This window comes from Ruegeria sp. C8 (genome assembly GCF_056537565.1).
This window is the reverse complement of the sequence record NZ_JBQFRV010000012.1, coordinates 88,407-114,957: the sequence shown is the minus strand read 5'-3', so window position 1 is coordinate 114,957 and position 26,551 is coordinate 88,407. Positions and strand designations below refer to the sequence as shown.

Below are 26,551 nucleotides of genomic sequence, written 5' to 3'. Positions count from 1 at the left end.
ACAGTGCCGCCAAGGCGTCTCATTTCTTTCGGAGGGTTCGATATGTTTCTGGCCGGGTTGATCGGATTGGCCGCCGTCGGCGGCGCGGCATACGCCATTGGGGATGCGTTCATCGAAGAAGATGAGCAGGACGAGGGCGCGGAGGACGAAAGCCAGACCGAGATCGGCGAAGGTGAGTTCCTTGATGTGGGCGAGAGCGTCGAGCCGGCGCAGGACACCGGCGGAACGGTGATTTCTGAACATGAAGGCGATCTGGTGATCGCCGGAAGTGACAACGCCGATGTCATTACCGGGCAGGACGGCATGGACCAGATCAACGGCTATGGCGGTGATGACCACATCATGGGCGGCGATGGCGACGACGTGATGCATGGAGCCGAAGGTGAGGACACCCTGTCCGGCGGTCAGGGCGATGACCTGCTGCATGGCGAGGCAGACGATGACACCCTGTTCGGGGATGAGGGCGATGACAGGCTCTACGGTCATTTCGGCGACGATCATTTGCAGGGCGGCAAAGGCAGTGACGCACTGTATGGCGGTCAGGGTGACGATGATCTGAACGGCGGAGACGGCAACGATACCCTGCATGGCGGCTATGGTGATGACACTCTGACCGGCGGCGCAGGTGAGGACGTGTTGTTCGGCGGCGATGGCGACGACCTGTTGCTGGGCGATGAGGATGACGGCGAAACCGATTATCTGAACGGCGGCGCAGGAGAGGACACGATACTGGCCAAAGACGGCGACGTCGCGACCGGAGGCGCTGGCGCGGATGACATCATCGCCGACACGGAGAAATCCGAAGTCACCGTGATGGGCTTTCAACCTGGTGAGGACCGCCTGCTGATCACCTGGGAAGATCAGGACCCACCCGAGATCGAAATCGAGCAGGACCCCGAGAATGAGAACCTGACCCGCGTCAGCCTCAACGGCCACGAAGTCGCGCATCTGTTCGGGGCCGACGGGTTGACGGTGGACGACATCCATCTCCTGACCGAGGCCGAATTGGCGGAATACCTGCCTGCTGGCTGAACCGTCAGAATCCCTTTGCCATTCACGCCAAAAGCGCCTATACGCGCCCATCCGCATCGGAATCGGTGCGGTTTTCTCCATGGGCCTGTGCTGGACGACATCCCGGCCTGCGCCATTAACTCTAACCTTTGAAGGAGACCCCGATGTCGATTACTGCCGCTGAAAAAGCACGCGTCATGAAAGAATTCGGCACCAAAGAGGGCGACACCGGTTCGCCTGAAGTCCAGGTTGCCATCCTGACCTCGCGCATCACCACCCTGACCGAGCACTTCAAGACCCACAAGAAAGACAACCACGGTCGTCGCGGTCTGCTGAAAATGGTCGCCCAGCGCCGTAAGCTGCTGGACTACCTGAAGGGCAAGGAAGAAGCACGCTACCAGGACCTGATCAAAAAGCTGGGCATCCGCCGCTAAGGTCAGAGCTGATCAAGCTGATATCAAAACGCCCGCCGAAACAGCGGGCGTTTTTTTTGGTGTTGCCAATTGGCAAGGGCTAGAAGGCCCTGCGTGCAACTTGCGCTGCTACATCTTGGCTTTTTCCGATTTAAGCGCCAGCCATAGGCAGTAGCACATCATCAGAACCACCAGTGTGAACGGGATGCCCGTCGACACTGCCGCGCCTTGCAGGGCCGCAAGACCGCCGCCCAAGAGCAGGGCGATCGCCACCAGACCCTCGAGCGTGCACCAGAACACCCGTTGGATCACAGGAGCGTCCATCTTGCCTCCGGCGGTAATGGTATCAATCACCAACGAACCTGAATCCGATGAGGTCACAAAGAACACAACAATCAAAATCAGGGCGATCGGCGCGATGATGCCATAGAGCGGCAGTTCCTTTAGGAACCCAAACAGGGCGCCTTCGGGGGCATAGCTGTCGATCACGGTTGCGCGCACGCCTTCGGCTCCTCCTGCGTTCAGCATGTCGATCGCCGCGCCGCCGAAGGTCGACATCCACAGGGCGCAGACCGCCGTGGGGGCCAGTAGCGCGCAGAGGATGAACTCACGCACCGTGCGGCCCTTCGAAATTCGGGCGATGAACATGCCCACAAAGGGCGACCACGCGATCCACCAGGCCCAGTAGAAGGTTGTCCAGCCGTGGAAGTAACTGGTGTCTTCTCGCCCGAACGGGTTGGATAGTGCCGGCAGATGGGTCACGTAATCCACCATTACGTTGAAATACCGCGAAATGGCTGTACCCACTCCGGTGACAATGATGACGAAAAGGAACAGACCAACGGCCATGATCATGTTGATCTCACTTAGCCGTTTCACGCCCGCATCCATACCCAGCAGGACTGAACCAAGCGCGATCAGCGTAATGCCGATGATCAGCAGGACAGTGACGGTTGGACTGGGTTCGATACCGAATACCTCGTACAATCCAGCAGCAACTTGCTGCGCCCCAAGACCCAGAGAGGTGGTAAGACCGAACAGCGTGGCAAACACCGCCAGTGTGTCGATGAGATGACCCCACCAGCCCCACACACGCTCACCCAGAAGCGGATAGAAAGCCGAGCGCAAAGTTAGAGGCAGGTCAAGGTTGTAGGCAAAGATCGCAAGGCTTAAACCAACCGCGGCATAAACCGCCCAGCCTTCAAGGCCCCAATGATGGATCGTGCCAACAATACCGATATACTCATTGCCGGGCACTGCGATGTCGATACCCAGGGGCCGGGCGTTCCCGCCTTCGGCAAAGTTGTAGTAAACCGGCTCCATCACGCCGAAAAACAGCAGACCGATACCAATACCGGCGGCGAACATCATCGCGATCCATCCGGCATAGGAATAGTCAGGCTTGGCGTCCTTGCCGCCGATCCTGACTTTGCCGACAGGCAGAACGATCAGAACCAGACAGAACAGGGTGATGGCGTTAACTGACAGGACGAGGAACCAGTCAAACGTGCTGGTGAGCCATGGCCTGAGCCAGCCAAAAAAGGCGGCCGCGGCCTCTTGATTGGCCAATGCGATCAAGACGAACGCAAAGATCAAAATACTCGAGATCAGGAAAACCGGGTTGTGGATATCTAAACCGAATGGCCGGACGTTGTCCTGACCCAATTCATACTCGGTTTCGAAATCGTAGATCCGCGGATCCGGATCCAGCATTTTCTTGGTTTGAGCCATACTTTGCCCCTTTGCTCGCAAGCTGCAAACGCCAAGGTAGTCGGCCGGCTGACGGATATGAGTATGTTACCCCCTTGGCGTATTCCCGTCTCTTCGACCGTGGGTTCAGTGGTAACAGTCTACACTGCATACAGTTTTTTCAAAACTCATTCATTTTTTTGAATCTTACGCCCCTTGGGAACTGACATTTCGCAGCCCCAAAAAAAGCGCAGCGCAGGGTGCTTAAATTCCAGTCTGCACGTTTCTGCCAATCGCAGCGGTTCCCCTTTCCTTTCAACGCATTCTCATGTATGCGCGCGGGTATCTGAGACGTTGTGCCCTGACCCCGGCACTCGAATGGAAGATAAAGTGGGGTCGGCGGCAATGGGGCCGCCATGCAAACCGGAGACCCGCAGGGGCGGGAGTGCTCCGTTCTAGGATACGCATATGTTTGATGTAACTAAGAAATCTATGCAGTGGGGCGAAGAGACGCTCACACTGGAAACCGGCAAGGTTGCCCGTCAGGCGGACGGCACCGTGATCGCCACGCTGGGCGAAACCAGCGTCATGGCCAATGTGACCTTTGCCAAGCAGCAAAAGCCCGGTCAGGATTTTTTCCCGCTGACCGTCCACTACCAAGAGAAATACTATGCCGCCGGTAAAGTTCCGGGTGGCTTCTTCAAGCGCGAGGCGCGCCCGACAGAGAAAGAGACGCTGACCGCGCGTCTGATCGACCGTCCGATCCGCCCGCTGTTCGTTGACGGCTTCAAAAACGAAGTTCTGGTGATGTGCACCGTGCTGAGCCACGATCTGGTCAACGACCCCGACATCGTTGCGATGATCGCGGCATCCGCTGCTCTGACCATTTCCGGCGCGCCGTTCATGGGCCCGATCGCCGGTGCCCGTGTTGGTTTCGTGGATGGCGAATACGTCCTGAACCCGACCGTGGACGACATGCAGGACCTGCGCCTGAACCCCGAGCAGCGTCTGGACCTGGTTGTCGCCGGTACCAAGAACGCCGTGATGATGGTGGAATCCGAAGCCTACGAGCTGTCCGAGGCTGAAATGCTGGGTGCCGTGAACTTTGCGCATGAGCAAATCCAGCCGGTTCTGGACCTGATCATTGATCTGGCCGAAGAAACCGCGAAAGAGCCGTTTGAGTTCGTCGCCCCCGACTATTCGGAGCTGTACGCCGCTGTTGCCGCAGCCGGTGAAGAGCAGATGCGCGCCGCCTTCGCAATCACCGACAAGCAAGAGCGCACCGCCGCTGTTGCCGCGGCCCGTGAAGCGATCAAAGAAGCGCTGACCGAGGAACAGCTGGAAGACGCGAACCTTGGCTCGGCGATGAAAAAGCTGGAAGCTGGCATCCTGCGCGGTGACGTCGTCAAGGGCGGCAAGCGCATCGACGGTCGTTCGACCACCGATGTGCGTGCCATCGAAGCCGAAACCTCGCTGCTGCCGCGTACACACGGTTCCGCCCTGTTCACCCGTGGTGAAACACAGGCGCTGGCCGTGACTACGCTGGGCACTGGTGACGATGAGCAGTTCATCGACGCGCTGCATGGCAACTTCAAATCGAACTTCCTGCTGCACTACAACTTCCCTCCGTATTCGGTGGGTGAAGTGGGCCGCGTTGGCTCGCCCGGCCGTCGTGAGATCGGCCACGGCAAACTGGCATGGCGTGCGCTGCAGGCGGTTCTGCCTGCGCCGACCGACTTCCCCTACACGGTTCGCGTGGTGTCTGAGATCACGGAATCGAACGGATCCTCATCAATGGCCTCGGTCTGCGGTGGTTCGCTGTCGATGATGGATGCGGGTGTTCCGCTGAAAGCACCGGTTGCCGGTGTGGCCATGGGTCTTATCCTGGAAGATGACGGCGAATACGCTGTTCTGACCGACATCTTGGGTGACGAAGACCACCTGGGTGACATGGACTTCAAAGTGGCGGGGACCGAAAACGGCATCACCTCGCTGCAGATGGACATCAAGGTCGCAGGCATCACGCCCCAGATCATGGAAACCGCTCTGGCCCAGGCTAAAGACGGCCGTATGCACATCCTGAGCGAAATGGGCAAAGCCCTGTCCGAGACCAACGAATTCTCGGTTCACGCTCCGCGCATCGAGACCATGAACATCCCGACCGACAAGATCCGCGAAGTGATCGGCTCGGGCGGTAAGGTCATCCGCGAAATCGTTGAGGTTTCGGGCGCCAAGGTCGACATCAACGACGACGGCGTCATCAAGATCGCCTCGCCCGATGGTGAATCAATTCAGAAGGCATACGACATGATCTATTCGATCGTGGCCGAGCCGGAAGAAGGTCAGATATACACCGGTAAAGTGGTCAAGATCGTCGACTTCGGTGCCTTCGTGAACTTCTTTGGCAAGCGCGACGGTCTGGTCCACGTGTCCCAGATCGAAAACCGCCGTTTGAACCATCCGTCGGATGTTCTGAAGGAAGGTCAGGAAGTAAAGGTCAAACTGCTGGGCTTTGACGATCGCGGCAAGGTGCGCCTGTCGATGAAAGTGGTCGATCAGGAAACCGGCGAAGAGATCGTTCCCGAGAAGAAAGAAAAGAAAGAAGACGCAGAGTAATCTGTTCCTCTTTCAAATGATTAAGGCCCCGGTGAAACCGCCGGGGCCTTTTTTGTGTTACAGTGCCGCCCAGCAGGAGGGTTGGCGATGTCTAACAAGGAGCAGATGGATGAACTGGCGCGGCTGTACCTACAAGCCATCGAAAGCGGTGACCTAACCGCGATGCTAAACCTGTTTGCCGAGGACGCGACGGCAACCTCTCCGATATCGGGCAAGCAACCGGCGCGTGACTTCTATACCAACGTTATGAACATCACGAGCGACCGGTCCACCCTTCACAAGAACACCTTTGCCGATACATCCGGTGCGCCGCAGATGGCGGTTCATTTCAACTACACCCGCACCATCCGAAACGGGCACCCTGAAACGATTGAATGCGTAGACCTGTTTGAACTGACCGAGGATCAAACCCGATTCCAATCGGTGCGGATCATCTACGACACCGCACCGGTTCTTGTGGATTTTGGAGAAGCCTGATCCTTAGTGCGCCACCCCCGACGGCCCGTGCTTCATAAGATGCCACTGCCCGTAACTGTCGTTCAGGTCCAGCTTGATCGCCGCGTCGGCCTTGGTCGAGGCACTGCCGATCTCGGCTAAAGTGAATTCAATCCCGCCGGGAATGTCGATCCGCACGCGATGTGGGCCACCACCATGCGGCGCTTCAATAGGACGGCCAGTCGAATTCAGCACATCACCGATAGACACCTTGGCCGTACGCTCCTCCATATCCATCTCGAAGTCTATCGGCAGAAACAGAGTCTCATGCACGGTTTTGCACATCGCACGGAAGACGAACCAATGGGTCGCCATCTCTTCGGTCTCTTCCCCGTGGAAGACCTTTTCTAGTGCGGCCCTCTGAGCGTCCGACGCACTTGGATCGATGATCACCTGCATCTCGCCGCCGCCCTCAAAGATCGGACCCGGCCAGGCATAGATCAAAGCGGCCTTGGCACCCGCTAAGTCGGTATCTCCAAAATGGCCTTTCGAGACTTCAAGCACTTCGAAACCACGGCAATTGCCCTGTGTTGGAAGTTCCTCGAACTGGCAAGGGCACGCGTAGCCGCAATTACAGTTCCCAAAAGCATCACCTTCGACATACCAATCTGTAAAAGCCATCGTCTTCTCCTGTGTGTCACAGTGTGATCGCCCGATGGTGCGGATGCCTGGTTCGTCTGCCTATCGCACCCTAGCATATTTCTGTCCTTTCAAGAACCGGTCGCCGACACCGCTCGCACTAGTTCAGCTTGCAAAATGAACGCCCATTTCTCTCGCGTTGCTCTTCCCCCTCACGCGCCCGTGTTCTATGCACGCATCATGCGATCCTTTGTCATCCATATGTCTTCCAGCACGGCCCGCCGCGCCAATGCAGACCAGCTGTGCAACGACCTGCCGAATGCCGAACTGTTTGAGGCTACCAATGGGCGCGAGCCGGACCAGATCGCAGATGTCCGCCTGCATCCCGGCACCCTGCACAAGCCGCACTACCCGTTCGACCTGCGCCCCGCGGAAATCGGCGTGTTCCAAAGCCACCGGCGTCTCTGGCAGAAACTGGTGGATGAAGATATTGATCTGGCCATCATCACCGAGGATGACCTGCGCGTCGATCCTGACAAAATGGCCGAAGCAGTCAAAATGCTGCACGCCATCGCCACCTTGGATCACTATATCCGCATCCCTGTCAAACAACGCGAAGTCGCGGCCAAAATATTGGCAGAAGAAAACGGCCTGAGCCTGATCCTGCCCAAAGTGATCGGCCTGCAATGCGTCTGCCAAATGGTCGGCCGCAATGCCGCAAAACGGCTCCTCAAGGCGACGGATCAAATCGACCGCCCCGTGGATACCTTCTTGCAAATGCACTGGATCACCGGTCAGCCAATTCACGCCCTTTTGGGCAGCGGCAACCGCGAAGTGGCCCGCGAAATCGGCGGCTCGACCATCCAGACAAAACCACCCTTCTCAGACAAACTGACCCGCGAAGTCAAACGCGCCGCTTACCGAGCACAGCTCCACCTGCACCCGCAGCGCCCGCCTGCTTCATCTGGCTGAAAATATCCTCGGGGGGAATCGCGCTCAAGCGCGATGGGGGGCAGACAGCCCCCCTGACCCGACCTAAATCAGGACGGAGCCTTGGTCTTGCGCAGATACGGGAAGATCGTCTCGAACTCACCAAACTTCGCCTTGGCGTCTTCGTTCGAAACGGTCGGCGGGATGATCACGTCCTCACCCGGCACCCAGTTCGCGGGTGTCGCAACACCCTTCGACGACATCTGCAGCCCGTCCAGCGCCCGCAGGATCTCAGCAAAGTTCCGACCAACAGTCATCGGATAGGTCATCGACAGTTTCAACTGCTTGTCGGGCCCGATAATGAAAACCGAACGCACAGTGGCGCTATCTGCAGGCGTTCGGCCATCGGGCAGGTAGGCCTCGGCGGGAAGCATGTCAAAGGCCTTGGACACCGCCAGCCCGTCATCTGCAATGATCGGGAAACCGGGGTTGGCCTTGCCATAGGCTTCGATGTCTTTCTTCCACTTCTTGTGGTCCTCGACACCGTCGACCGAAACACCGATCACCTTGGTATTGCGCGCCGCCCATTCGTCATTCAACTGGGCCACAGCCGAAAACTCGGTGGTGCAGACCGGGGTGAAGTCCTTGGGATGCGAGAACAGGATCGCCCAGCTGTCACCAATCCAATCGTGAAACTGAATGGTGCCCTGATCCGTCTCTGCGGTGAAATTCGGGACCGTGTCGTTGATACGCAAACCCATGGTGCAACTCCTTCTTTGGTTACTGACCGAGTCGAATGCTGTGAACCTAACCACTTTGCGCCAGAGTTAAACCTTCCGCAAAAGTCTTTTTCCGGGACGTCGCCAAACAAATTTGATCAAATTACCCCCTTGCCGCGCCTCAGAGCGAATGACAGACTGCGCGGCAAAACCAGTCTTTGACATCACGGCCCGGAGGATACGCCATGATCGAAAAACGCGATTTCTACATTAACGGTCAGTGGGTTGCCCCGTCTCAAGCGGCTGATTTCGAGGTTATCAACCCCTCGACCGAGGAACCCTGCGCGGTGATCTCCCTCGGCTCTCAGGCCGACACTGACGCTGCCGTTGCCGCGGCCAAGGCGGCCTTGCCCGGCTGGATGGCCACGCCGGTCCAAGAGCGTATCGCCTTGGTCGAAAAGCTGGCCGATCTTTACATGACCCGATCAGAGGACCTGGCGCAGGCCATGTCGCTTGAGATGGGCGCGCCGATCGACATGTCGCGCACGGCTCAATCCGGTGCTGGTATCTATCACCTGAAAAACTTCATCCGCGCTGCCAAGGCGTTTGAATTCGAGCGCCCTTTGGGCGATCACGCGCCCAATGATCGCATCATCTATGAGGCAGTGGGCGTCGCCGGTCTGATCACCCCGTGGAACTGGCCGATGAACCAGATCACCCTCAAGGTCGGCGCGGCGGCGATTGCGGGCTGTACGATGGTTCTGAAACCGTCCGAGCAGAGCCCCCTGAACGCAATGATCTTTGCCGAGCTGATGGACGAGGCCGGTTTCCCACCCGGAGTATTCAATCTGGTGAACGGCGATGGCGCGGGTGTCGGTTCGCAACTCTCTGCGCATCCGGATGTGGACATGATCAGCTTCACCGGCTCGACCCGCGCGGGTACCGCGATCTCAAAAAGCGCTGCCGATACACTGAAGAAGGTGCATCTGGAGCTGGGCGGCAAAGGCGCCAACGTGATCTTTGAGGATGCGGATGAAAAGGCCGTGAAACGCGGTGTGCTGCACATGATGAACAACACCGGCCAAAGCTGTAACGCCCCCAGCCGGATGCTGGTGCAGCGCCCGATTTATGACAAGGCCGTAGAGACAGCAGCCGAAGTGGCCAATGCTGTCACGGTCGGTCCTGCAACGGAGGAAGGCCGCCATATCGGCCCCGTTGTGAATGAGCTTCAGTGGACCAAGATTCAGGACCTGATCCAAGCCGGTATCGATGAAGGCGCGCGGCTGGTCGCGGGTGGCACAGGGCGGCCCGAGGGGCTGAACAAGGGCTACTATGTGCGCCCGACGGTGTTTGCAGATGCCAACAACCAGATGACCATCGCGCGGCAGGAGATCTTCGGCCCGGTCCTGACCATGATCCCCTTCGACACCGAGGAAGAAGCCGTCGAGATCGCCAATGACACGCCCTATGGCCTGACCAACTATGTCCAAACACAGGACGGCGCGCGCGCCAACCGCATGGCGCGGGTGTTGCGGTCCGGGATGGTTGAGATGAACGGTCAGTCGCGCAGCGCGGGATCTCCGTTCGGCGGGATGAAGCAATCCGGCAACGGCCGCGAAGGCGGCGTATTTGGTCTGGAAGACTTCCTTGAGGTCAAAGCCGTCGGTGGTTGGGTGCCCGAGTAAACACCCTTGGTGATCCAGCGGTGAGGCACCTCGCGGTGCCTCGCTCTATTTCAGGCATCCGCCTGCGCGGCCTCATAGGCGAGCATCGCGCGCTTCACCGGCAGACCCCAGTGGTATCCGCCCAGACCGCCCGACTTGCGCAGGGCCCGGTGGCAGGGGATTAGCCAGCTGACCGGATTGCGGCCAACCGCTGTTCCCACCGCGCGCACCGCCTGAGGCGACCCCACCCGCTGCGCAATCTCGGAATAGGTCGTGACCTGACCCGAGGGGATATGCATCAGCGCCTCCCAAACCTTGATCTGCAGCGGTGAGCCGATCAGATGCAGTGGTGTCTCGGACCGGTTCGCACCAAAAGAGGCCTCGACCCAAGAACGCAGCTTTTCGGGATCCTCGACGAAATCGGCCTTGGGCCAGCGCGAAGTCATATCCTCCATCGCGGCGGCCTCGCCGGTTTCGGCACCGAACGCCATGCCGCAGATGCCCTTGTCGGTCCCCATGACCAGCGCCGAACCAAAGGGGCAATCGAACCATCCCCAGTAGACCGTCAGCCCCGCGCCTTTGCGGGCGTATTCACCGGGGCTCATGGATTCCCATTTCAGGAACAAATCATGCAACCGGCCGCTGCCGGACAGACCGACGTTGTGGGCAGTCTCCAACGTGGTGAACCGTTCCCGCAGCAGGGCTTTGGCATGGCCCAGCGTCAGATATTGCTGGTAGCGTTTTGGCGACACCCCGGTCCAGCGCGAGAACAGGCGCTGGAAATGGGCGGGGCTCATGCCCATCTGGCTGGCCAGTTCTTCGAGGCTGAGGGTTTCGCCGCCCTGATCAATCAACTCGATCGCGCGGCGCATGACGTTGTAGTGGTATCCACTTTCGGGGGTCTGGACGTTCATGGCTTTCACCTCATCTGTTGATCCAAACCATAACGCGCCGGTCACGCCCCTGCGACCCGGAACTTGCGCATTGGCTTTGGGCTTGTGTCATTGGCCCTTGGGCGGCATTAAGGCTCGGATGGCAAAGCAACTCGATTATCACACGATCCGCGAGATCTTTACGCGCTTTCAAGAAGCAGACCCGGAACCCAAGGGCGAGCTGGAGCATGTGAACGTCTACACTCTGGTCGTTGCAGTGGCGCTTTCGGCGCAAGCGACCGATGCGGGCGTCAACAAAGCCACGCGCGCGCTGTTCAAGATCGCGGACACTCCGCAAAAGATGCTGGATCTGGGCGAAGAGGGCTTGATCGAGCATATCAAAACCATCGGCCTGTTCCGCCAGAAGGCGAAGAACGTCATCAAGCTCAGCCGTATATTGGTCGAGGACTACGATGGCGAGGTTCCCAATTCCCGCGCGGCGCTGCAATCCCTGCCCGGTGTGGGTCGCAAGACGGCCAATGTGGTTCTGAACATGTGGTGGAGGCAACCGGCGCAAGCGGTGGACACGCATATCTTCCGTGTCGGCAACCGCACTGGTATTTGCCCCGGCAAGGACGTAGACGCCGTCGAACGCGCCATCGAGGACAATATTCCAGCCGACTTTCAACTCCATGCACATCACTGGCTGATCCTGCACGGGCGCCATCACTGCAAGGCGCGCAAGCCGCAATGCCCGACCTGTATCATCCGTGATCTCTGTCAATTCGAGGACAAGACCCTATGAAAACCTACCAACTGACCGGCATCGGAAATGCCGTTGTGGATGTCATTTCCCAGGCCGATGACAGTTTCCTGGAACTGATGGGCATTGAAAAAGGCATCATGCAACTGATCGAGCAAGAGCGTGGCGAAGTGCTCTATGCCTCGATGGAGGGTCGGGTGCAGACACCGGGCGGCTCGGTCGCGAACACCATTGCGGGCGCGGGTGCGCTGGGTCTGGATGCTGCCTTTATTGGCCGTGTGCATGATGACGCGTTGGGTAGATTCTATGCCGATGCGATGAACGAAGACGGCGTGGATTTCGTGAACCCACCTGTGCCGGGCGGCGAGCTGCCGACCTCACGCTCGATGATCTTCGTCTCGCCCGATGGTGAGCGGTCGATGAACACCTATCTGGGGATTTCCTCGGAACTGTCGTCTCAGGACGTCTCGGACGAGGTTGCCGGAAACAGCCAGATCATGTTCCTCGAGGGGTATCTGTTCGACAAGGAAAAGGGTAAAGCCGCGTTTCTTGAGGCCGCGCGCGCCTGTCACAGAGGCGGCGGCAAGGCCGGTATCGCCATTTCCGATCCTTTCTGCGTCGAGCGTCACCGGGTCGATTTCCTGCTGCTGATCGAGAACGAACTGGACTTCGTGATCGGCAACGAGGCTGAGATCAAATCGCTGTTCGAAACCGACGATCTTGAGGACGCACTGGCCAAAACCGCCGCAATCTGCCCTCTGGTCGTCTGCACCCGTTCGGGCGACGGCGTGACGGTTCTGAACGGCGACACCCGTCACGATGTTGCGGTCGAAAAAGTAGTGCCCGTAGATGCGACCGGCGCAGGCGATCAGTTCGCAGCCGGTTTCCTGTACGGCATGGCCACCGGCCGCGACTATGAGACCTGCGCCAAGATTGGCAATGTCTGTGCACGCGAAGTGATCAGCCATATCGGCCCACGCCCCGAAGCCAACTTGCAAGAATTGCTGCGGGAAGAAGGATTGCTGTAAAGCGCTGAGCCGGGACAGCGCCGACCCGCGGGGTGGCGCATCCGGCCTCGGATATAAAAGCTTTATGGCAGTCAGATACTGATAGGTTCGAGCAATATTCAAGGCTGCAAAAGCGCCGCCCCGTTGGGGGCGGGTCGGCGCTGGCGCGGCGGCCTATGGCCTTTGCTCCGCGCCGTTAGGAGCCAGCCCCTGCATCGTTCAACGCCCAATCATACTCATAAGCGTTCACACGTCGCGCCTGTTTGAGGCGCTGATGCAACTCCGGGTCGGCTGCTGTTCCGAGATAGGCAATCACGGCCTGTTCATTCGGCCCAAAATCCTCGCGGAACCAGATGTAGATTTTCGACAGGATCAACCGCCCCTGATCATCAAACCGCACCCCACGCGGGTCGTTGACATAGGCGTGCTCGGATGCGGCGAGGTCACGTTCCAGCGTCTTGGCCTCCCACGCGCGGGCCATCAGGTTCGGACACCCCACCGCTGCGCAGTTCAGCGCGTAGTGGATGCGCGGCTCATTGAAAGTTGGTCGGATGATGCGGTGTTCGATGTCGTTCAGGGTTAAGCTCTGGCCAGAGACCACAGTCAAAGGGCGACCCCACGGGCCAATCGACAACGGCCCATCCTTGATGTCTCGGATCGAGGCGACCGGATAGGCCTCAAGCACCACATCCACCGTCAGCGCGTTATAGAGGTTGATCCAATAGGCCAATTGCTGATCGCGGGTCAGATTGGCCGGATCAACAGCCTGCAGCTCGGTCAGATAATCATCCAGCAGCGCACGATCTGCCGCGCTCACCTGCCCATAAGCCACCCGGTTCACTCCACGCGCATCGGGGGCTACGTAGCGGGTCAGAAAGCGGGTCCAATCGCCATGATCCACCCTTTCGCCCGGAGGGGGCGCGGCGCGGGTCAGGGCCGTGTCGGGCAAGGGCGTCGCGGCGGGCAAGGCCAGCCTCTCCACACTGGCGCAGGCGGTCAGAAGCGGCAGCAGCATCAGGATCAGAACCTGTCTCATGAAGCGTCCTTTCGGCTTTGACGAGCAGCGCGCAACTGCCCTTTGAGGCGTTTCAGCGGGGCCACCCTAGGGTCTTTCAGCGCGGGCAAGTCCGGGCGAGCCGACAGGCCGCGCGTCGCCGCGTTCCACCAATAGGTGCCCATCGGGCTGTCTACTCGATCCGGCGCGGCCAGATGCTGATCGCGCTGTGCGTTGTGGACACACATGGAGAGCGGCCCGTTGGCCGTCGCAACCATGAACACGCAGGAGGCGCAGCGGTCCTCCTCTAACGCATCCGCAGCCATGAAATTGTGGATGAACACGGCCTGCCGCCGTATCGGTCCGCGTAGCACCCCCGACCCCAGCCGCAAAAGGCAGCCCGCCAGATGGCCAAGCGCCCAAAGGGCCAGCAGTGGATGGCGGCGGATCAGGCGTCCCACGCTCGGGCGGATGCGGATATGAGCGTCTTGGCCTGCATCCACCTCCTCAAGCGCCGCAATCACCCGCTGCACCAGGCGCTGGTTCGACAGCAACGACACGGCCTTGCCCCCCGCCGAAACTACGCTGCTATACCGGTTGCAACTGGAATGCCCGACGGCTGCCGAGTCAAAATGTAAAGACGTGCCATAGCCTTGCTCGACCGCGCGGATGACGCTGTCTTGCGTGATTCCATCGGGTCGCACCCGCAACACGCCGCGCCCGGTATCCGCCTGCATCTGGAACGAAACAAAACCGACCTCGGGCTGGTCCCTCAGGAAGCGGGCCAAGGCGGGGATTTCAGCAAAGTTGCCGCCAAAAACGGTTGTGTTGAAGAGAATACGCAGCCCCAAACCGCGCGCCCGGTCGATATAGGCTTTGCGCACGCGGTTGAGCTCCATTTCGGAGGTGAACCCGTTGCGCTCTTGCGTCATGTCCACGTGAAAGGCCACGTCATCCAGCCCCGCTGCGGCCAATCGCGTCAGCATCGCCCGGCTGGCGCGGATGCCGTTGGTCATCAGGCAGGAGCGCATACCCAGCCGCCTGATCTCGCGGCAAAGCGCCTCAAGGTCCTCAACCTTGCGCAGGGTCGGGTCGCCGCCGGTCAATTGAACGGAAACGCCGCGGCCATAATGGCTGCGGATCGTGGCAATCCGCGCGAACAGGACCGAAAGCGGAGGATCATAAGTCATCTCGGCCCGGTCCGAGAGGTAGCAGAGCGTGCAGTCCAGATTACAGCGCTGCGTCACCTCAAGCGCGACGCAGGCCATCGGGTAGAACCGCCCTGCCGTCTGAGAGGGGCCGAACTCTCCGCACCCGCGCAATCCCTCACGCAGAGGCGCGCGCTGGTCCGAGCCCTGAAAGCGCCGTCCGGCGGGTTTGATGGTGATGGGGTCTGGCACGGTGTCTTTCATGCACCCAAGCTAGAGGCACGCCTTGACCCGAACCACGCCCCCTCACGGCAACGTGCAGGCTGGTGATCAGCTCAGATGATCCGCAAAAGCCGCGATCACCCGCTCGTAGACCGCGCGCTTGAACGGCACGATTTCTTCGACCAGTTTCTCCGGGGCCTGCCATTTCCAGCTGGTGAATTCTGGATGGTCTGTTGCAATATTGATCTGGTCGTCCTGGCCGGTGAAGCGCAGCAGAAACCACTTCTGCTCTTGCCCGCGATAGCGGCCTTTCCAGATTTTTGGAACGATGTCGTGGGGCAGATCATAGGGCAGCCAGCCGTCAGTCTCGGCCACCACCTCGACCAGATCAGCGGTCACGCCGGTTTCTTCCCACAATTCGCGCAGTGCTGCGTCACGCGGGTCCTCGCCCTTGTCCACCCCGCCTTGAGGCATCTGCCAAGCGTCCTTGTGACGGTCATTGCGCTGTCCGACGAAAATCTTGCCCTCTGCATTCATCAGCATCAGCCCCACACAAGGGCGATAGGGCAGTTTGGCGATCTCTTCCGGAGTCATGAGGGGCCTCTTGGATAGGGTTTGCGACCTCTCTATCAAGCCGCGCGACGGGCGCAAAGGGGATGACGTTAGGTTTCGCGTGACAATGTTTACGCGAACGTCAATCTATTCCTCAACTTCGGAAGGGAGAGTTCGCCATGACTGCGTACCCAAACATGCTGGCCCCGCTGGACCTGGGCTTTACCACGTTGAAAAACCGCGTGCTGATGGGCTCGATGCATACCGGGTTGGAAGAGACCGGCGACTGGAATCGCGTGGCCGAGTTCTATGCGGATCGCGCACGCGGGGGCGTTGCGCTGATGGTGACGGGCGGGATTGGCCCGAACCTCGAAGGGTCTGTCCTGCCGGGCGCGGCGATGATGACCACCGAAAAGGACGTGGCGAACCACTCGGTCGTGACTAACCGCGTGCATGAGGCGGGTGGCAAGATCGCGATGCAAATTCTGCACGCCGGACGTTATGCCTATGGTCCCAAATGCGTGGCGCCCAGCCCGGTGAAATCCCCGATTTCTCCGTTCTCGCCCAGTGAGCTGGACCAAGACGGAATCGAGAAGCAGATCAGCGACATTGTGAACGCGGCTGTTCTCGCCCAGAAGGCGGGATATGACGGGGTCGAGATCATGGGCTCCGAAGGGTATTTCCTGAACCAGTTCCTCGTGACCCACACCAACAAACGCGAGGATCGCTGGGGCGGCTCATACGAAAACCGGATGCGCCTGCCGATCGAGGTTGTGCGGCGCACGCGTGAGGCTGTGGGTACGGATTTCATCATCATTTATCGCCTGTCGATGATCGATCTTGTCCCGAATGGCTCGACCCATGAAGAGGTGGTCGAACTTGCACAGCGGATCGAACAAGCCGGCGCCACGATCATCAACACCGGCATCGGCTGGCACGAGGCTCGGATTCCCACCATCGCAACCAGCGTTCCGCGTGCCGCCTTTGCCTGGGTGACCAAAAAGCTGATGGGTAAGGTTGGCATCCCGGTGATCACCTCGAACCGGATCAATACGCCCGAGGTCGCAGAAGAGGTTCTGTCGACGGGCTGCGCCGACATGGTCTCGCTGGCGCGTCCGATGCTGGCGGATGCGGATTTTGTCAACAAGGCGATTGCCGGTCACTCCGCGCAGATCGCGCCGTGTATCGCCTGCAACCAGGCCTGCCTGGACCACACGTTCGGCGGAAAGCTGACCTCCTGTCTGGTCAACCCGCGTGCCTGCCATGAAACCGAACTGGTCATTGGCAAGGCCGAGACGCGCAAGACCGTTGCCATTGTGGGCGCTGGCCCGGCCGGCCTGTCTACCGCCATGACCGCCGCCCAGCGCGGCCATGACGTCACGCTGTTCGATCGCGCCTCGGAGATCGGTGGACAGTTGAACATGGCCAAACAGGTGCCGGGGAAAGAGGAATTCTGGGGGCTGGTCGACTGGTACCGCACCATGATGGATGATCTGGGCGTGAAGGTGGAACTGAATCGCGAGGTCAGCGCCGACGACCTGACCGGCTTTGACGAGGTCGTCATCGCCACCGGCGTCATCCCGCGTGATCCGGAAATCCCAGGTCAGGACCGCGACAACGTCATCAGTTACATCGACGTGCTGCGCGAGAAAGCAGAGGTCGGCAAATCCGTCGCCGTGATCGGCGCTGGTGGTATCGGCTTTGACGTGTCCGAGTTCCTGCTGGAGGACGGCCACAGCATCACCACCGACCTGCCCGCCTGGATGAAGGAATGGGGCGTGACCGATCCGGAGCAGCACCGCTCGGGTCTGGCACCGGAAGGCCCTCAGCCTGCAGCCCCAGCACGTCAGATCACGCTACTGCAGCGAAAGAAACAGGCGCATGGCAAAGGCTTGGGCAAGACCACCGGCTGGATTCACCGCGCGACGTTGAAGATGAAAAACGTCAACTTCGTGGGCGGCGTGAATTACGAGCATATCGATGATGACGGCCTGCATATCAGCTTTGGTGAAGAGCGCGCCGACCCGACGGTGATTGCTGCGGACACTATCGTCCTGTGTTCCGGTCAATTGTCCGAGCGTAGCCTTGCGGACGCCCTGATCGAACGCGGGATCACGCCGCATGTGATTGGTGGTGCGGATGTCGCGGCGGAATTGGACGCGAAACGGGCTATCAATCAGGGCACCCGTCTGGCCGCAGCCATGTAGGGGCGCTGAGGCCTACATGGTATAAGTCAGGCCTGTCTCTTTCTCGAATCGGGCCATGTAGGTTTCGTAGTCGCGGTAGGCGCGATGGAACAGCAGGCGCGCCATCCGCGTTGCGCGCCAAGGCTTTTTGCCTCCGACATAGTGCCAGATTTTCGGAGTCCTGCTTGCATCACTCAGATGCTGGCGGAACGTCTTGGACATTTTGCGGTATTTCGGACTGTGCGCGTCAAACCAGATCTGAGGCCGTGTGTTCCACTGAATAGGCAAGCGAAACCAACGCCCGTGAAACAATTGGTTCATTCTGTCCTGTTCGGGCAGGTAGGGAATGTGCGGAACCAGCTTCTCGAAATCGCTGATCTCGCGCAATTCGCGATCACCGTGAATGGCCAAACAGTCCATGACCATGATGCCGGCATTGAAGTATCCTTCACCGGGTATGAACCCCAGCCGAATGCTCTTGCTCACACGGCTGAGCGACTTTTTATGCTCACGCCCCGGTCTGAAAATCTGCTGCAGGGAGGGGCGCAGAAAATCCCCTCCGCCAAGCGTCACCAACCCCATATCCACACAAGCGGCAAAGGGCTGCCCTTCAAGGTCCATGTCCAGCAATTCCCAAACATCCGAAACAACCAGAGTGTCCGCATCCACAAAAATGCAGCGCTTTTCGCAAAGCTGGGGCAGAAACAAAGGCAGCATCGTGATCGCAGGGAACTTCGACTTATACTCGGAAAAGCCTGGCAGATTTTCCAGATCGAATTTCTGGTAAGAAATCGTCCCTCCCGTAAGGGATTGATTGACCTGCTCAACAATCGCAATGTCTTCGTCTGTGAAATCCTGCCCGAAGATTGTCACATCCAAAGGCTTGCTGGCGTTTTTGACAGCGGAATATGCGGAAAGCAGAGCCGGGAACAGAAAAGACCTGTTCACGCCATAGACTACTTGCATCGCGCTCCCCCTCGATCACGTCAATGTGATGAGAAGGAATAGCAGCGAAGAGCAGGCACTTCAAACCCTTAGCGGCCCTCAAAACTCCTGGTTTGCGGCGTTACCCGGCGCCCCCTTATTCGACCGAAATCGTAATCACTTCGGATACAATGGGCGGGTTGTGCGGCACGTGTCCAGCATCGCCCAGAACCAGTTGTAGCGTGTGCTGACCTGCGGGCATATCCAGAGTGACCTCGGTCTGGCCACCGCCGAAATGCATATGGTTGTCGTCTGCGGGCAAACCGTAAAGCAACTCATCCGCGCCGTCTTCGCCTTGACCCAGTGGTGGGCGGTTGATCAGCAGGTGGTGGTGGCCGGTATTGTCCGCTTCGGTCCCTGCAGGCGCGACACCCATGCCGCTGAGGCCAAAGACCACCGTGACCGGCGATTGCACTGTGTCGCCATCCGCAAGGTTCGCGAAATAGACCTGCGCACCCGGCGCGGATGGCGTTTGGTCCTGCGCTCCGGCGACTGTGGCAAACAGAGCAACTGAAATGGTTGTAAAAATGGCTTTCATGATCTCCTCCCTCGTCACAAAAATGCCATTCTAGATCTAGCACATCTTGAATATTTTTCAGAAAACGCCCGTTTGCAGGGCGATCACCATCGCGGGAAACAACTGTTTCCACGTTTCTGATACGCAAACGATCCGATTCAAAACCCTGATATTATCCCATGTCCGCCCCGATTCCGCCCAGATTGAGGGGCAAAGTCGTTGCAAGTAGCAAGACCTGGGGAACGAGAATGGATCGACTGACGGAAATGGAAGCCTTTGCCAACGTGGTGGACCAAGGTGGCTTCACCGATGCGGCCAAGAAGATGGGTATCTCCAAATCAGCCGTTTCCAAGCACGTGTCCAGCCTCGAGTCGCGGCTGGGGGCACGACTGCTCAACCGGACCACACGCCGCGTTTCTCCGACCGAGATTGGGTTGGCCTATTACGACCGCGCCCGCCGGGTGTTGAACGACGCGGGTGAGGCGGATTCGCTGGTCACCGCGATGCAATCGGCCCCTTCTGGCCTGCTGCGGATCAGCGTGGCGACGGATTTCGGGGTCAATCACCTGTCGCCTGTGCTGTCAGATTTTCTGGCCACCTATCCCGATATCACCGTGAACATGGTGCTCAATAACCGCTACGTGGAACTGATTTCCGAGGGTTTTGACGTGGCCGTTCGCATCGGGGAGCTGGAAGACAGCACTCTGCGCGCCCGCAAGCTGACCGAGACCGTCAAACGCATGGTCGCAGCCCCCAGCTATATCGAGAAATACGGACGGCCGCAGAAGATCGACGATCTGAACGAACACAAGCTGTTGCACTACTCCAGCCAATCCTCGGGCAATGTCTGGCGCCTGACTGCCCCTTCGGGCGAGAAACGTCAGGTGCGCACGGCCGGTTGGCTCAGCGTAAACGACGGGCAATCGCTGTTGAACGCGGCAGTCTCGGGCCTCGGGATCGCCTATCTGCCCAGCTATCTTTACGCCGAAGCGTTGAAAACCGGTGAGGTTGTGGATGCAATGCCATCCCTGCCGGACGAGGTGCAAGGCATCTACGCGGTCTATCCTCCAGGCCGCTTCACTCAGCCCAAGGTACGGGCCTTCATAGACTTCCTCGTTGACGCTTATTCCGAAAAAGGCGCGATGGACTGGTAATTCTCCCGGTGAACTGGATCGGCCCGTGCGTTCTGCGTGCGGGTCTTTTTTTGTGCAGACACGTCAGTTGACCAGCAAGACAGCCTCAACCCTACGGTTCAGATCGCGCCCTTCCGGTGTCGCGTTCGAGGTCAGCGGCGCAAGATATCCCACGCCCTGTGCTTCGATCCGATCCGCCGCGACGCCATGCTTGTCGATCAGGCGGGCACGCACCGCCTGCGCCCGTTCAGTGCTGACCTTTGTATTGGCCTGCAACGTGCCGGTATCATCAGTATGCCCCACCAACGCAAGCCGGGTTGACGGATTGTCGGCCAGGAACTGCGCCAGCAACGACAATGAAGCAAACGGGCCGTCGCCCAGTGCCACCTCGGCGGTGCGGAAATGCAAATCGTCCAGAATCACATGGCCCGACTGCTGCAACGCGTCCAAAAGGCCCTCCGTTCCGCTGGCGGATTGCTCAACGACCACAGGCGTTGGAGCCGGAGCATCAACGGGCGCAACGCGGATCAGTTGCACATAACCATCCGGCGGGTTGCGGCTGACCAGGAGGCTGAGCGCTTCATCGCCTTTGGTGGCGGACAGAAAACGATAGTCGCGAATAGCGACATACATATCCGGCGTTGGCACCACCTCGGTTCCGAAGCGGAAATCGAACCCGCCGCAGGTCCGGGCCTCACATTCGAACAGGATGTCAAAGCCTTGCGCCACGAGCTGATCCCGCAGCGGAGCCAGCAATTGCAGCGTCGTGCTAGAGCCCGCCTGCAAGCGCCATGTCAGCCGCTCGACCCGCCCCTCGACCGTTCGAGAGGGGACTATGCCATCTGCAACGGGCCCTGTGGGCAACTCATAGCTGTCCAGCGGCGAGGTCCTCTCGCTGATCCGACGCGCGCTGGCGGGCAGGGTCAGATCTTGCGCCAGAACGGGTCCGGCCATCAGACAAAAGGCAAGGGCGAGGCGTCGGATCATCGGGCTTGGGCGTGATATTCGGGGTTGGGCATCATTGCGGTGGCACTGGCCACCCGGTTGGACATGTTGAAGAATCCGGTGACGTTGGCGATGTCCCAGATATCCCGGTCACTGAAACCCTGATCGCGCAGGTGCTGGCGATCAGCCTCTTCAATCTCGGCGCTTGCGGTGGTCATCTTGGCAGCAAAATCCAGCATCGCACGCTGGCGCGCATCCAGGGGGGCGGTGCGGTAGTTCATCAACAGCATCTCGCCCAATTGCGGATCACCGGAAATCTGCCGCACCGCTGCGCCATGAGCAACAAGGCAGTAGAAGCACTTGTTGATCGAGGACACGACCACCGCGATCATCTCACGTTCAAGCTTGGACAGCCCGCTCTCTGCCAGCATCAGATCGTTATACATGGCCGTGAACGCGTTCAGCTTGTCGAGGTCGAACGCGTAAGCCTTCAGCACATTCGGTACCATGCCCAGCTTTTCGAGGCAGACATCAAAGTATTTCTGCGTCTCTGGCGGCAAAGGGTCGGCCATGGGCAGGTTCAGCGCGGTGGGTAGATCGGCTTGGGTCACGGGCTTTCTTAACTCCTTAGACACGTTGACGATAATGGTATTCCCCGACAATCTCCATCCCGAGCGCACGGTAGAGGCCATTCGCCCCAGCATTAGCCTTTGTGCAGATCACGCTGAGCGTTTTCGCCCCGTTGTCCCGCGCCCAGAAGGCTGCTGCCCGCATGGCCCATTGGCCCAGACCCTGACGGCGGTGATCTGGCAGGATCTCAAGCGCATGTACCATGGCCACATCGCCTTTCACGGCCATGAACACCGTTCCCGCCGGGCGATCAGAATGCCGCAGCAGGAACGAGGTCTTGGGGCCCGCAGCACGCTCCATCACGGCCAGCCGTTCGGGGCCGATACCACCTTTGGCCCAGATCTCCTCCATGACGGCAAGCGGTGGCCAGATGCCAAACGCGGTCACGCGGGGCAGAGGCTGATCGGTCAGTTGCTCCGGCTGGCAGGCGTAGATGTTGACCGGGTCCAGAACCTCATAGCCGCGCGCTTCCAGTTGGGCGTCGAGCTTGTGGTCATCGGGCCACAGACAAAAGATGCGTTTCTGGCCCATGGTCTGCATGGCACCCTCGGCTGCGATGATATCGGCCGCGGTCGCGTCACCCAGCGCATTGGCGGCAGACACGCGTGATCCACCGCCCTGCCCTTCGCGCAGGCGGAAGGGACCAAGGACGTCATAGCGCGCAGCGGGCCATGTTCCGTCAACGATGTCGGGCCAGTTGATGCTCACAACTCGAGTTCTTTTGCCAATTGGGTCATGGCCGCGTCGATGCGCGCACCCTCTGTCCCCCGGATTACCACGTTCGCGCCGAAGACACCGTTTACCTGAAACGGATAGCAGCCGATGGACAGGTCCGAGAACGCCTCGGCCAGTGCAGACAGCGTGGCAGCAATGTCGCCTTCGCCCCGATCCACCCGCAACGTCTGCGACAACAGCGGGCTACCGCCCGTCAGGCCCGGCAAAACACTGGCTACCATGGCTTGGAAGACCGAGGGCACCCCGGCCATCACATGCACATTTTCGATGGTAAATCCGGGCGCGGTTGAGACTGGATTGTCGATCAGCGCGGCCCCATCAGGAATGCGGGCCATCCGCAGTCGGGCCTCGTTCAACTCCAGCCCTGACTTGTCGTAATGCGCCTGCAACAGCGCCCGCGCATCATCGCGCACGTCAATCGGGGTCTCGAAAGCGCGGGCGATGCAATCGGCGGTGATATCGTCATGTGTCGGCCCGATGCCCCCGCTGGTGAAGACAGTGTCGTAAGACACCGACAGCGCTTTGACCGCCGCTTCTATAGCCGGGGCATCATCGCTGACAATACGCACTTCTTTAAGATCGATGCCATGCTTGGTCAGCTCCCCCGCAAGGTAATGCATATTCGCATCGCGCGTCCGGCCCGAGAGGATCTCATCCCCGATGACAAGCATTGCAGCGGTTGGATTGGCCATGGCGCGCGCCCCCTCTTGATCGGCTGTTAGGGCAGGTATAGGCCGTGGGGCATGAGATTTGAAACCCCCCTTGTCCCCGCCCGCCTGATCCGCCGCTACAAACGCTTTCTGGCCGATTGCACGCTAGAGGATGGCCGCGAGGTGACAGCCCATTGCGCCAATCCGGGCAGTATGATGGGACTGGCTGAACCGGGTGAGAAAGTCTGGCTGGAACCCAATGACGATCCGAAGAAAAAGCTGAAATTTGGGTGGCGGCTAGTTGATCACGAGAATGGCCATTTCACCGGCGTCGATACTTCGGTGCCGAACCGGGCACTGCGCGCGGCATTGGAGCGTGGCGAGATCCTCGAACTGGCCGCCTATCAAACAGTCCGGGCCGAGGTCAAATACGGCCAGAACAGCCGCATTGATTTCCTGCTGACCCAACCCGGTCTGCCGGATGCCTATGTCGAGGTCAAAAGCGTCACGCTTTCCCGCCAGCCCGGTCTGGCCGAATTCCCCGACAGCGTCACCGCCCGCGGCACCAAACATCTGCATGAACTGGCCTCCATGGCTGAACATGGCCACCGCGCGATCATGCTGTATCTGGTGCAACGCACCGATTGCGACCGCTTCGCGCTGGCATCCGATATCGACCCGGCCTATGCGGCGGCCTTTGAGGCAGCGCAGGCGCAGAGGGTTGAGCGGTTGGTAGTCGGCACGCGGATTTCGCCACAAGGGATCGAGGTCAATACGGAGAAGGCCTGGGCTATCGGCTAAGGCAGGAGAGTGAACTCGCCGAGATAAGAGCCTCGCCCCGGTGTGTAGCCCCGATAGGTGCCATCCTCTACCTGCCCCACCACGGCGCAGAGGTCCTGATCTTTGCGGAACGTCTTCCAACGGCTGCAGATCCTGTCGCCCTCTAACCACCAAACACCAGTGTCCCGGCCAAGCCGGGGAACCTCGACTTCAAAACTCTGGTCAGCGTTCACGCGTGCCGTGCCGGTGATGCCGGCACGATTCAACGCAATCTGGCGATCCTCTACCAAAAGCGCCGCAAGCTGATCCTGCGTCAGCATCGTCACCTCTTCGCGGCACCCACAGGTCAGAACAACCAGAAGAGCAGCAATCGCCTTGACCATCTCAGCCCCTGTTCCCGCTGATCCATCCTCCTTAGAACCGTGGCGCAAAGCCGCGCGGATGGCCACGCGCTGGCGGGATGATCAACGGAATTTGAACCTCTAGCTGCGAATTTCGGGCCAAAGTTCCGCGTCCAACCCTTTCACAAACGGTGCGAAGTGATCGGCCACGGCCTGCCACCCCCCGACCGAGGCGGTGTTGACCGGTCTCCGCGCCTGAAGGTTACTGGCCGTTCTGATCGCGTCCGAGGATTTGTCGGGCGACAGCATCGCCTGTTCAAAAGACAGGTCGCAGAACTGGGCCAGTTCCTTGGCACCGTCCTCGAGATTATTCACCAGATGTTCGTAACTTATGTCATGGATGCGTCCCGGAAGTACGGCATGCCAGTGCTGCATATAGCGGCGATAGCGGTTCGCCTCGGCCGCCATCCAGCCCAGATCATGCGTGTAATACAGACCACCCGCCCCAAAATGCGTGCGCCACATCGACAGCGCCACATCGCGCGGATCGCGCATGACATTCAGGATCACGGCGTTCGGGAAGGCCTGCGCAATCGGCCCCAGAAACGCATAGTTCCCCGGCGCCTTGTCGACAAAGGCGCGCGTTCCTTCTGCGGTCTGGGGCAAATTGTCTGCGTAGTAATCCGCCAGCGTCTGCGCGTCACTTCCAGCACCCGGCTGGCTTTCGACCTTGCGGGCCCAATGATGCACGCCCGCCAACTCTCCCAGCCCCTGAACGGTGGAGTGTGAGGCCAGAATCCGTTCGATCAGAGTGGTGCCCGAGCGCGGCAAGCCGACCACGAATACCGGGCGCGGGATATCGGCGCGCGGCGCTGAAGCGGGGGCGGGCAGAGGCGCGCTCAGACGCAGGCGGCAGGCTTTCTCGGCCCGGGTTTCCCAGCTTTTGAACCCATGCTGCAACTGATCATGCGCCTTGCGCAGCTGGAGCATCTCGGTCGCGGTATCGCCCTCCTGTTTCGCAAGGCTCGCGGCGGCGAAATGCACCATGGCCGCAGCTTCCCGGTTGGCATTGCCCGCCTCAAGCAAATGTGAGACCCGCGCCTGCAGTTCCATCCGATCCTCAGCCGACAGGTTCGGCAGAGTTGAGAAGAATTCCAGCGTTTCGGGATCCTCAGGCGCCAGCGCAAAAGCGGCGCGGCCATGGGTCAGCGCCTCAGACATACGCCCCAAACCGACCAGACCCTTGGCCAGCCGCAGTTGACCATAGTGGAATTTCGGGTGTTTTTCGACCACGGCGGACAAGACAGCAATAGCCTGATCCCACTTGTGCATTCCATCCATAATATCAGCCTTCAGGCAATGGGCCTGAAGATTGCCGGGTTGGTGACGCAGCACCTCGTCGATATCGGCCAACGCCTCACGCAACTGACGCTCACGCAACAGGGCCATGGCGCGAACGTAGATTTGTGGCGGGGTCAGAGGAGATTTGGCCGCTATTTTGTTCATCAGGATCAGCGCTTTGTCAGAATCACCACCCTGAACAAGGCTCAGCCCGAAATTCTGGATCAGGTCGGGGTTCTCCGGCTCCATCTTCCAGGCGCGCTCCAGATGGGTCTGTGCCTGTTTGAAATCCCCTTGGTGAATGCATGCAAGACCTGCCATCTGCGGCAATGCGGGCATCTTGGGCCACTTCTTGCCCGCCTTGATCGCTCGCTTCAACGCCCGGTCCGCGCGCCCGGTCTTGAGCATTTCACTAATGGTGGCAATCTCGGCCCTCAGCTGGTCGGCTTTCTGCATCTGACTGCCCTTCTATTGTTGTGGCATCCGGCTAAAATAAGTCCGTGCTAGTTGATAACGCCCTACAGGTCCACCTGAGATACATCCACCGGCCGCTTTGCTCTTGATCCTGCGACGCTGGACCCTCTGGAACTTTCTGCACAAGCAGCGTAAATAGAACATTGCGCGAAACATTTGGA

26 protein-coding genes are annotated in these 26,551 nt (G+C 59.5%); 11 read left to right on the top strand and 15 right to left on the bottom strand.

From position 1 onward, the window contains the following. Positions 1-42 precede the first annotated feature (42 nt). Both ACR0KL_RS16105 and rpsO read left to right on the top strand, forming a co-directional pair. On the top strand, positions 43-1,032 hold the full coding sequence (locus ACR0KL_RS16105; RefSeq protein ID WP_170679402.1) for a calcium-binding protein: 990 nt from the start codon (positions 43-45) through the stop codon (positions 1,030-1,032). A gap of 143 nt (positions 1,033-1,175) precedes the next feature. Next, a complete protein-coding gene (rpsO, locus tag ACR0KL_RS16100; RefSeq protein WP_170379357.1) occupies positions 1,176-1,445 on the top strand; it encodes a 30S ribosomal protein S15 in 270 nt (89 codons plus the stop codon). A 108-nt stretch (positions 1,446-1,553) separates the two neighbouring features. Here the strand turns inward: rpsO and ACR0KL_RS16095 are convergent, their stop codons facing one another. Then, the gene (locus tag ACR0KL_RS16095; protein WP_170555456.1) at positions 1,554-3,155 is read right to left on the bottom strand and encodes a BCCT family transporter; all 1,602 of its coding nucleotides are present in this window, start codon (positions 3,153-3,155) and stop codon (positions 1,554-1,556) included. A 426-nt stretch (positions 3,156-3,581) separates the two neighbouring features. On the opposite strand from ACR0KL_RS16095, the gene pnp reads away from it, so the two are divergent. Together pnp and ACR0KL_RS16085 are read left to right on the top strand one after the other, a co-directional pair. Continuing rightward, positions 3,582-5,729 (top strand): polyribonucleotide nucleotidyltransferase, encoded by a 2,148-nt coding sequence (gene pnp, locus ACR0KL_RS16090; protein ID WP_170679404.1) that lies wholly within the window; start codon positions 3,582-3,584, stop codon positions 5,727-5,729. Positions 5,730-5,816: 87 nt separating this feature from the next. Further along, positions 5,817-6,206, top strand: a complete 390-nt coding sequence (locus ACR0KL_RS16085) for a nuclear transport factor 2 family protein (protein ID WP_170679406.1) — start codon at positions 5,817-5,819, stop codon at positions 6,204-6,206. A gap of 3 nt (positions 6,207-6,209) precedes the next feature. On the opposite strand, the gene ACR0KL_RS16080 is transcribed toward ACR0KL_RS16085, so the two are convergent. Continuing rightward, positions 6,210-6,845, bottom strand: a complete 636-nt coding sequence (locus ACR0KL_RS16080; protein WP_170473102.1) for a DUF1326 domain-containing protein — start codon at positions 6,843-6,845, stop codon at positions 6,210-6,212. A gap of 198 nt (positions 6,846-7,043) precedes the next feature. Between ACR0KL_RS16080 and ACR0KL_RS16075 the strand changes: the two genes are divergently transcribed. Further along, positions 7,044-7,775, top strand: coding sequence for a glycosyltransferase family 25 protein (locus ACR0KL_RS16075; protein WP_480777266.1), 732 nt, complete (start codon positions 7,044-7,046; stop codon positions 7,773-7,775). A 68-nt stretch (positions 7,776-7,843) separates the two neighbouring features. Here the strand turns inward: ACR0KL_RS16075 and ACR0KL_RS16070 are convergent, their stop codons facing one another. Continuing rightward, on the bottom strand, positions 7,844-8,494 hold the full coding sequence (locus tag ACR0KL_RS16070; RefSeq protein WP_170459651.1) for a peroxiredoxin: 651 nt from the start codon (positions 8,492-8,494) through the stop codon (positions 7,844-7,846). Between the two features lie 203 nt (positions 8,495-8,697). On the opposite strand from ACR0KL_RS16070, the gene ACR0KL_RS16065 reads away from it, so the two are divergent. Then, the gene (locus ACR0KL_RS16065) at positions 8,698-10,137 is read left to right on the top strand and encodes an aldehyde dehydrogenase family protein (protein ID WP_480777265.1); all 1,440 of its coding nucleotides are present in this window, start codon (positions 8,698-8,700) and stop codon (positions 10,135-10,137) included. A gap of 50 nt (positions 10,138-10,187) precedes the next feature. Here ACR0KL_RS16065 and ACR0KL_RS16060 read toward each other — a convergent pair whose 3' ends face one another. After that, positions 10,188-11,030 (bottom strand): bifunctional helix-turn-helix domain-containing protein/methylated-DNA--[protein]-cysteine S-methyltransferase, encoded by an 843-nt coding sequence (locus ACR0KL_RS16060; RefSeq protein ID WP_170679412.1) that lies wholly within the window; start codon positions 11,028-11,030, stop codon positions 10,188-10,190. A 118-nt stretch (positions 11,031-11,148) separates the two neighbouring features. Between ACR0KL_RS16060 and nth the strand changes: the two genes are divergently transcribed. After that, on the top strand, positions 11,149-11,793 hold the full coding sequence (gene nth, locus ACR0KL_RS16055; RefSeq protein ID WP_480777278.1) for an endonuclease III: 645 nt from the start codon (positions 11,149-11,151) through the stop codon (positions 11,791-11,793). Continuing rightward, positions 11,790-12,779: an adenosine kinase gene (locus ACR0KL_RS16050; RefSeq protein ID WP_170643666.1), complete on the top strand. Its 990-nt coding sequence runs from the start codon at positions 11,790-11,792 to the stop codon at positions 12,777-12,779. Before nth ends, ACR0KL_RS16050 begins: the two co-directional genes overlap by 4 nt. 175 nt (positions 12,780-12,954) lie before the next feature. Here ACR0KL_RS16050 and ACR0KL_RS16045 read toward each other — a convergent pair whose 3' ends face one another. The 3 genes from ACR0KL_RS16045 to ACR0KL_RS16035 form a co-directional block, all read right to left on the bottom strand. After that, entirely contained in the window at positions 12,955-13,794 is an 840-nt protein-coding gene (locus tag ACR0KL_RS16045; protein WP_170679414.1) for a DUF547 domain-containing protein, read from the bottom strand. Continuing rightward, a complete protein-coding gene (locus ACR0KL_RS16040; RefSeq protein WP_170679416.1) occupies positions 13,791-15,164 on the bottom strand; it encodes a radical SAM protein in 1,374 nt (457 codons plus the stop codon). Before ACR0KL_RS16040 ends, ACR0KL_RS16045 begins: the two co-directional genes overlap by 4 nt. A 66-nt stretch (positions 15,165-15,230) precedes the next feature. Then, positions 15,231-15,716 (bottom strand): RNA pyrophosphohydrolase, encoded by a 486-nt coding sequence (locus ACR0KL_RS16035; protein WP_170767870.1) that lies wholly within the window; start codon positions 15,714-15,716, stop codon positions 15,231-15,233. A 137-nt stretch (positions 15,717-15,853) separates the two neighbouring features. Here ACR0KL_RS16035 and ACR0KL_RS16030 point away from each other — a divergent pair, with 137 nt between their 5' ends. Beyond that, positions 15,854-17,881: a 2,4-dienoyl-CoA reductase FMN-binding domain-containing protein gene (locus ACR0KL_RS16030; RefSeq protein ID WP_480777264.1), complete on the top strand. Its 2,028-nt coding sequence runs from the start codon at positions 15,854-15,856 to the stop codon at positions 17,879-17,881. A gap of 12 nt (positions 17,882-17,893) precedes the next feature. Here ACR0KL_RS16030 and ACR0KL_RS16025 read toward each other — a convergent pair whose 3' ends face one another. Together ACR0KL_RS16025 and ACR0KL_RS16020 are read right to left on the bottom strand one after the other, a co-directional pair. Further along, complete coding sequence (locus tag ACR0KL_RS16025; protein ID WP_480777263.1) at positions 17,894-18,826, bottom strand: glycosyltransferase family 8 protein; 933 nt, start codon at positions 18,824-18,826, stop codon at positions 17,894-17,896. Between the two features lie 115 nt (positions 18,827-18,941). After that, complete coding sequence (locus ACR0KL_RS16020) at positions 18,942-19,382, bottom strand: DUF4399 domain-containing protein (protein WP_480777262.1); 441 nt, start codon at positions 19,380-19,382, stop codon at positions 18,942-18,944. Positions 19,383-19,609: 227 nt separating this feature from the next. Here ACR0KL_RS16020 and ACR0KL_RS16015 point away from each other — a divergent pair, with 227 nt between their 5' ends. Then, the gene (locus tag ACR0KL_RS16015) at positions 19,610-20,515 is read left to right on the top strand and encodes a LysR family transcriptional regulator (protein WP_480777261.1); all 906 of its coding nucleotides are present in this window, start codon (positions 19,610-19,612) and stop codon (positions 20,513-20,515) included. A gap of 63 nt (positions 20,516-20,578) precedes the next feature. Here the strand turns inward: ACR0KL_RS16015 and ACR0KL_RS16010 are convergent, their stop codons facing one another. Genes ACR0KL_RS16010 through ACR0KL_RS15995 form a run of 4 tightly spaced genes read right to left on the bottom strand, consistent with a single transcriptional unit; the run spans position 20,579 to position 23,496 of the window. Then, positions 20,579-21,481 (bottom strand): OmpA family protein, encoded by a 903-nt coding sequence (locus ACR0KL_RS16010; protein ID WP_480777260.1) that lies wholly within the window; start codon positions 21,479-21,481, stop codon positions 20,579-20,581. Next, complete coding sequence (locus ACR0KL_RS16005; protein ID WP_480777259.1) at positions 21,478-22,050, bottom strand: peroxidase-related enzyme; 573 nt, start codon at positions 22,048-22,050, stop codon at positions 21,478-21,480. Before ACR0KL_RS16005 ends, ACR0KL_RS16010 begins: the two co-directional genes overlap by 4 nt. Before the next feature lie 16 nt (positions 22,051-22,066). After that, entirely contained in the window at positions 22,067-22,777 is a 711-nt protein-coding gene (locus ACR0KL_RS16000; protein WP_480777258.1) for a GNAT family N-acetyltransferase, read from the bottom strand. Continuing rightward, positions 22,774-23,496: a molybdopterin-binding protein gene (locus ACR0KL_RS15995; RefSeq protein ID WP_170679429.1), complete on the bottom strand. Its 723-nt coding sequence runs from the start codon at positions 23,494-23,496 to the stop codon at positions 22,774-22,776. Before ACR0KL_RS15995 ends, ACR0KL_RS16000 begins: the two co-directional genes overlap by 4 nt. 51 nt (positions 23,497-23,547) lie before the next feature. On the opposite strand from ACR0KL_RS15995, the gene sfsA reads away from it, so the two are divergent. Then, positions 23,548-24,255 carry a DNA/RNA nuclease SfsA gene (gene sfsA / locus ACR0KL_RS15990; RefSeq protein WP_480777257.1) on the top strand — a complete coding sequence of 236 codons (708 nt, stop codon included), beginning with the start codon at positions 23,548-23,550 and terminating at the stop codon, positions 24,253-24,255. Here sfsA and ACR0KL_RS15985 read toward each other — a convergent pair. Beyond that, positions 24,252-24,617, bottom strand: coding sequence for a hypothetical protein (locus ACR0KL_RS15985; RefSeq protein WP_170679433.1), 366 nt, complete (start codon positions 24,615-24,617; stop codon positions 24,252-24,254). The genes sfsA and ACR0KL_RS15985 overlap by 4 nt on opposite strands. A 99-nt stretch (positions 24,618-24,716) precedes the next feature. Further along, positions 24,717-26,372 (bottom strand): tetratricopeptide repeat-containing sulfotransferase family protein, encoded by a 1,656-nt coding sequence (locus tag ACR0KL_RS15980; protein WP_480777256.1) that lies wholly within the window; start codon positions 26,370-26,372, stop codon positions 24,717-24,719. Between the last annotated feature and the right edge of the window lie 179 nt (positions 26,373-26,551).

Bases quoted from the DNA above. Each gene is read 5' to 3' on its own strand.
- ACR0KL_RS16080 (WP_170473102.1), bottom strand. From the start codon at position 6,845: ATGGCTTTTACAGATTGGTATGTCGAAGGTGATGCTTTTGGGAACTGT.
- sfsA (WP_480777257.1), top strand. From the start codon at position 23,548: ATGAGATTTGAAACCCCCCTTGTCCCCGCCCGCCTGATCCGCCGCTAC.
- ACR0KL_RS16060 (WP_170679412.1), bottom strand. From the start codon at position 11,030: ATGAACGTCCAGACCCCCGAAAGTGGATACCACTACAACGTCATGCGC.
- ACR0KL_RS16065 (WP_480777265.1), top strand. From the start codon at position 8,698: ATGATCGAAAAACGCGATTTCTACATTAACGGTCAGTGGGTTGCCCCG.
- ACR0KL_RS16075 (WP_480777266.1), top strand. From the start codon at position 7,044: ATGCGATCCTTTGTCATCCATATGTCTTCCAGCACGGCCCGCCGCGCC.
- ACR0KL_RS16050 (WP_170643666.1), top strand. From the start codon at position 11,790: ATGAAAACCTACCAACTGACCGGCATCGGAAATGCCGTTGTGGATGTC.
- ACR0KL_RS16020 (WP_480777262.1), bottom strand. From the start codon at position 19,382: ATGAAAGCCATTTTTACAACCATTTCAGTTGCTCTGTTTGCCACAGTC.
- rpsO (WP_170379357.1), top strand. From the start codon at position 1,176: ATGTCGATTACTGCCGCTGAAAAAGCACGCGTCATGAAAGAATTCGGC.
- ACR0KL_RS16035 (WP_170767870.1), bottom strand. From the start codon at position 15,716: ATGACTCCGGAAGAGATCGCCAAACTGCCCTATCGCCCTTGTGTGGGG.
- ACR0KL_RS16015 (WP_480777261.1), top strand. From the start codon at position 19,610: ATGGATCGACTGACGGAAATGGAAGCCTTTGCCAACGTGGTGGACCAA.
- ACR0KL_RS16010 (WP_480777260.1), bottom strand. From the start codon at position 21,481: ATGATCCGACGCCTCGCCCTTGCCTTTTGTCTGATGGCCGGACCCGTT.
- ACR0KL_RS16025 (WP_480777263.1), bottom strand. From the start codon at position 18,826: ATGCAAGTAGTCTATGGCGTGAACAGGTCTTTTCTGTTCCCGGCTCTG.
- ACR0KL_RS16070 (WP_170459651.1), bottom strand. From the start codon at position 8,494: ATGGGTTTGCGTATCAACGACACGGTCCCGAATTTCACCGCAGAGACG.
- ACR0KL_RS16095 (WP_170555456.1), bottom strand. From the start codon at position 3,155: ATGGCTCAAACCAAGAAAATGCTGGATCCGGATCCGCGGATCTACGAT.
- ACR0KL_RS16030 (WP_480777264.1), top strand. From the start codon at position 15,854: ATGACTGCGTACCCAAACATGCTGGCCCCGCTGGACCTGGGCTTTACC.
- nth (WP_480777278.1), top strand. From the start codon at position 11,149: ATGGCAAAGCAACTCGATTATCACACGATCCGCGAGATCTTTACGCGC.
- ACR0KL_RS16085 (WP_170679406.1), top strand. From the start codon at position 5,817: ATGTCTAACAAGGAGCAGATGGATGAACTGGCGCGGCTGTACCTACAA.
- ACR0KL_RS15985 (WP_170679433.1), bottom strand. From the start codon at position 24,617: ATGGTCAAGGCGATTGCTGCTCTTCTGGTTGTTCTGACCTGTGGGTGC.
- pnp (WP_170679404.1), top strand. From the start codon at position 3,582: ATGTTTGATGTAACTAAGAAATCTATGCAGTGGGGCGAAGAGACGCTC.
- ACR0KL_RS16105 (WP_170679402.1), top strand. From the start codon at position 43: ATGTTTCTGGCCGGGTTGATCGGATTGGCCGCCGTCGGCGGCGCGGCA.
- ACR0KL_RS16040 (WP_170679416.1), bottom strand. From the start codon at position 15,164: ATGAAAGACACCGTGCCAGACCCCATCACCATCAAACCCGCCGGACGG.
- ACR0KL_RS16045 (WP_170679414.1), bottom strand. From the start codon at position 13,794: ATGAGACAGGTTCTGATCCTGATGCTGCTGCCGCTTCTGACCGCCTGC.
- ACR0KL_RS15995 (WP_170679429.1), bottom strand. From the start codon at position 23,496: ATGGCCAATCCAACCGCTGCAATGCTTGTCATCGGGGATGAGATCCTC.
- ACR0KL_RS15980 (WP_480777256.1), bottom strand. From the start codon at position 26,372: ATGCAGAAAGCCGACCAGCTGAGGGCCGAGATTGCCACCATTAGTGAA.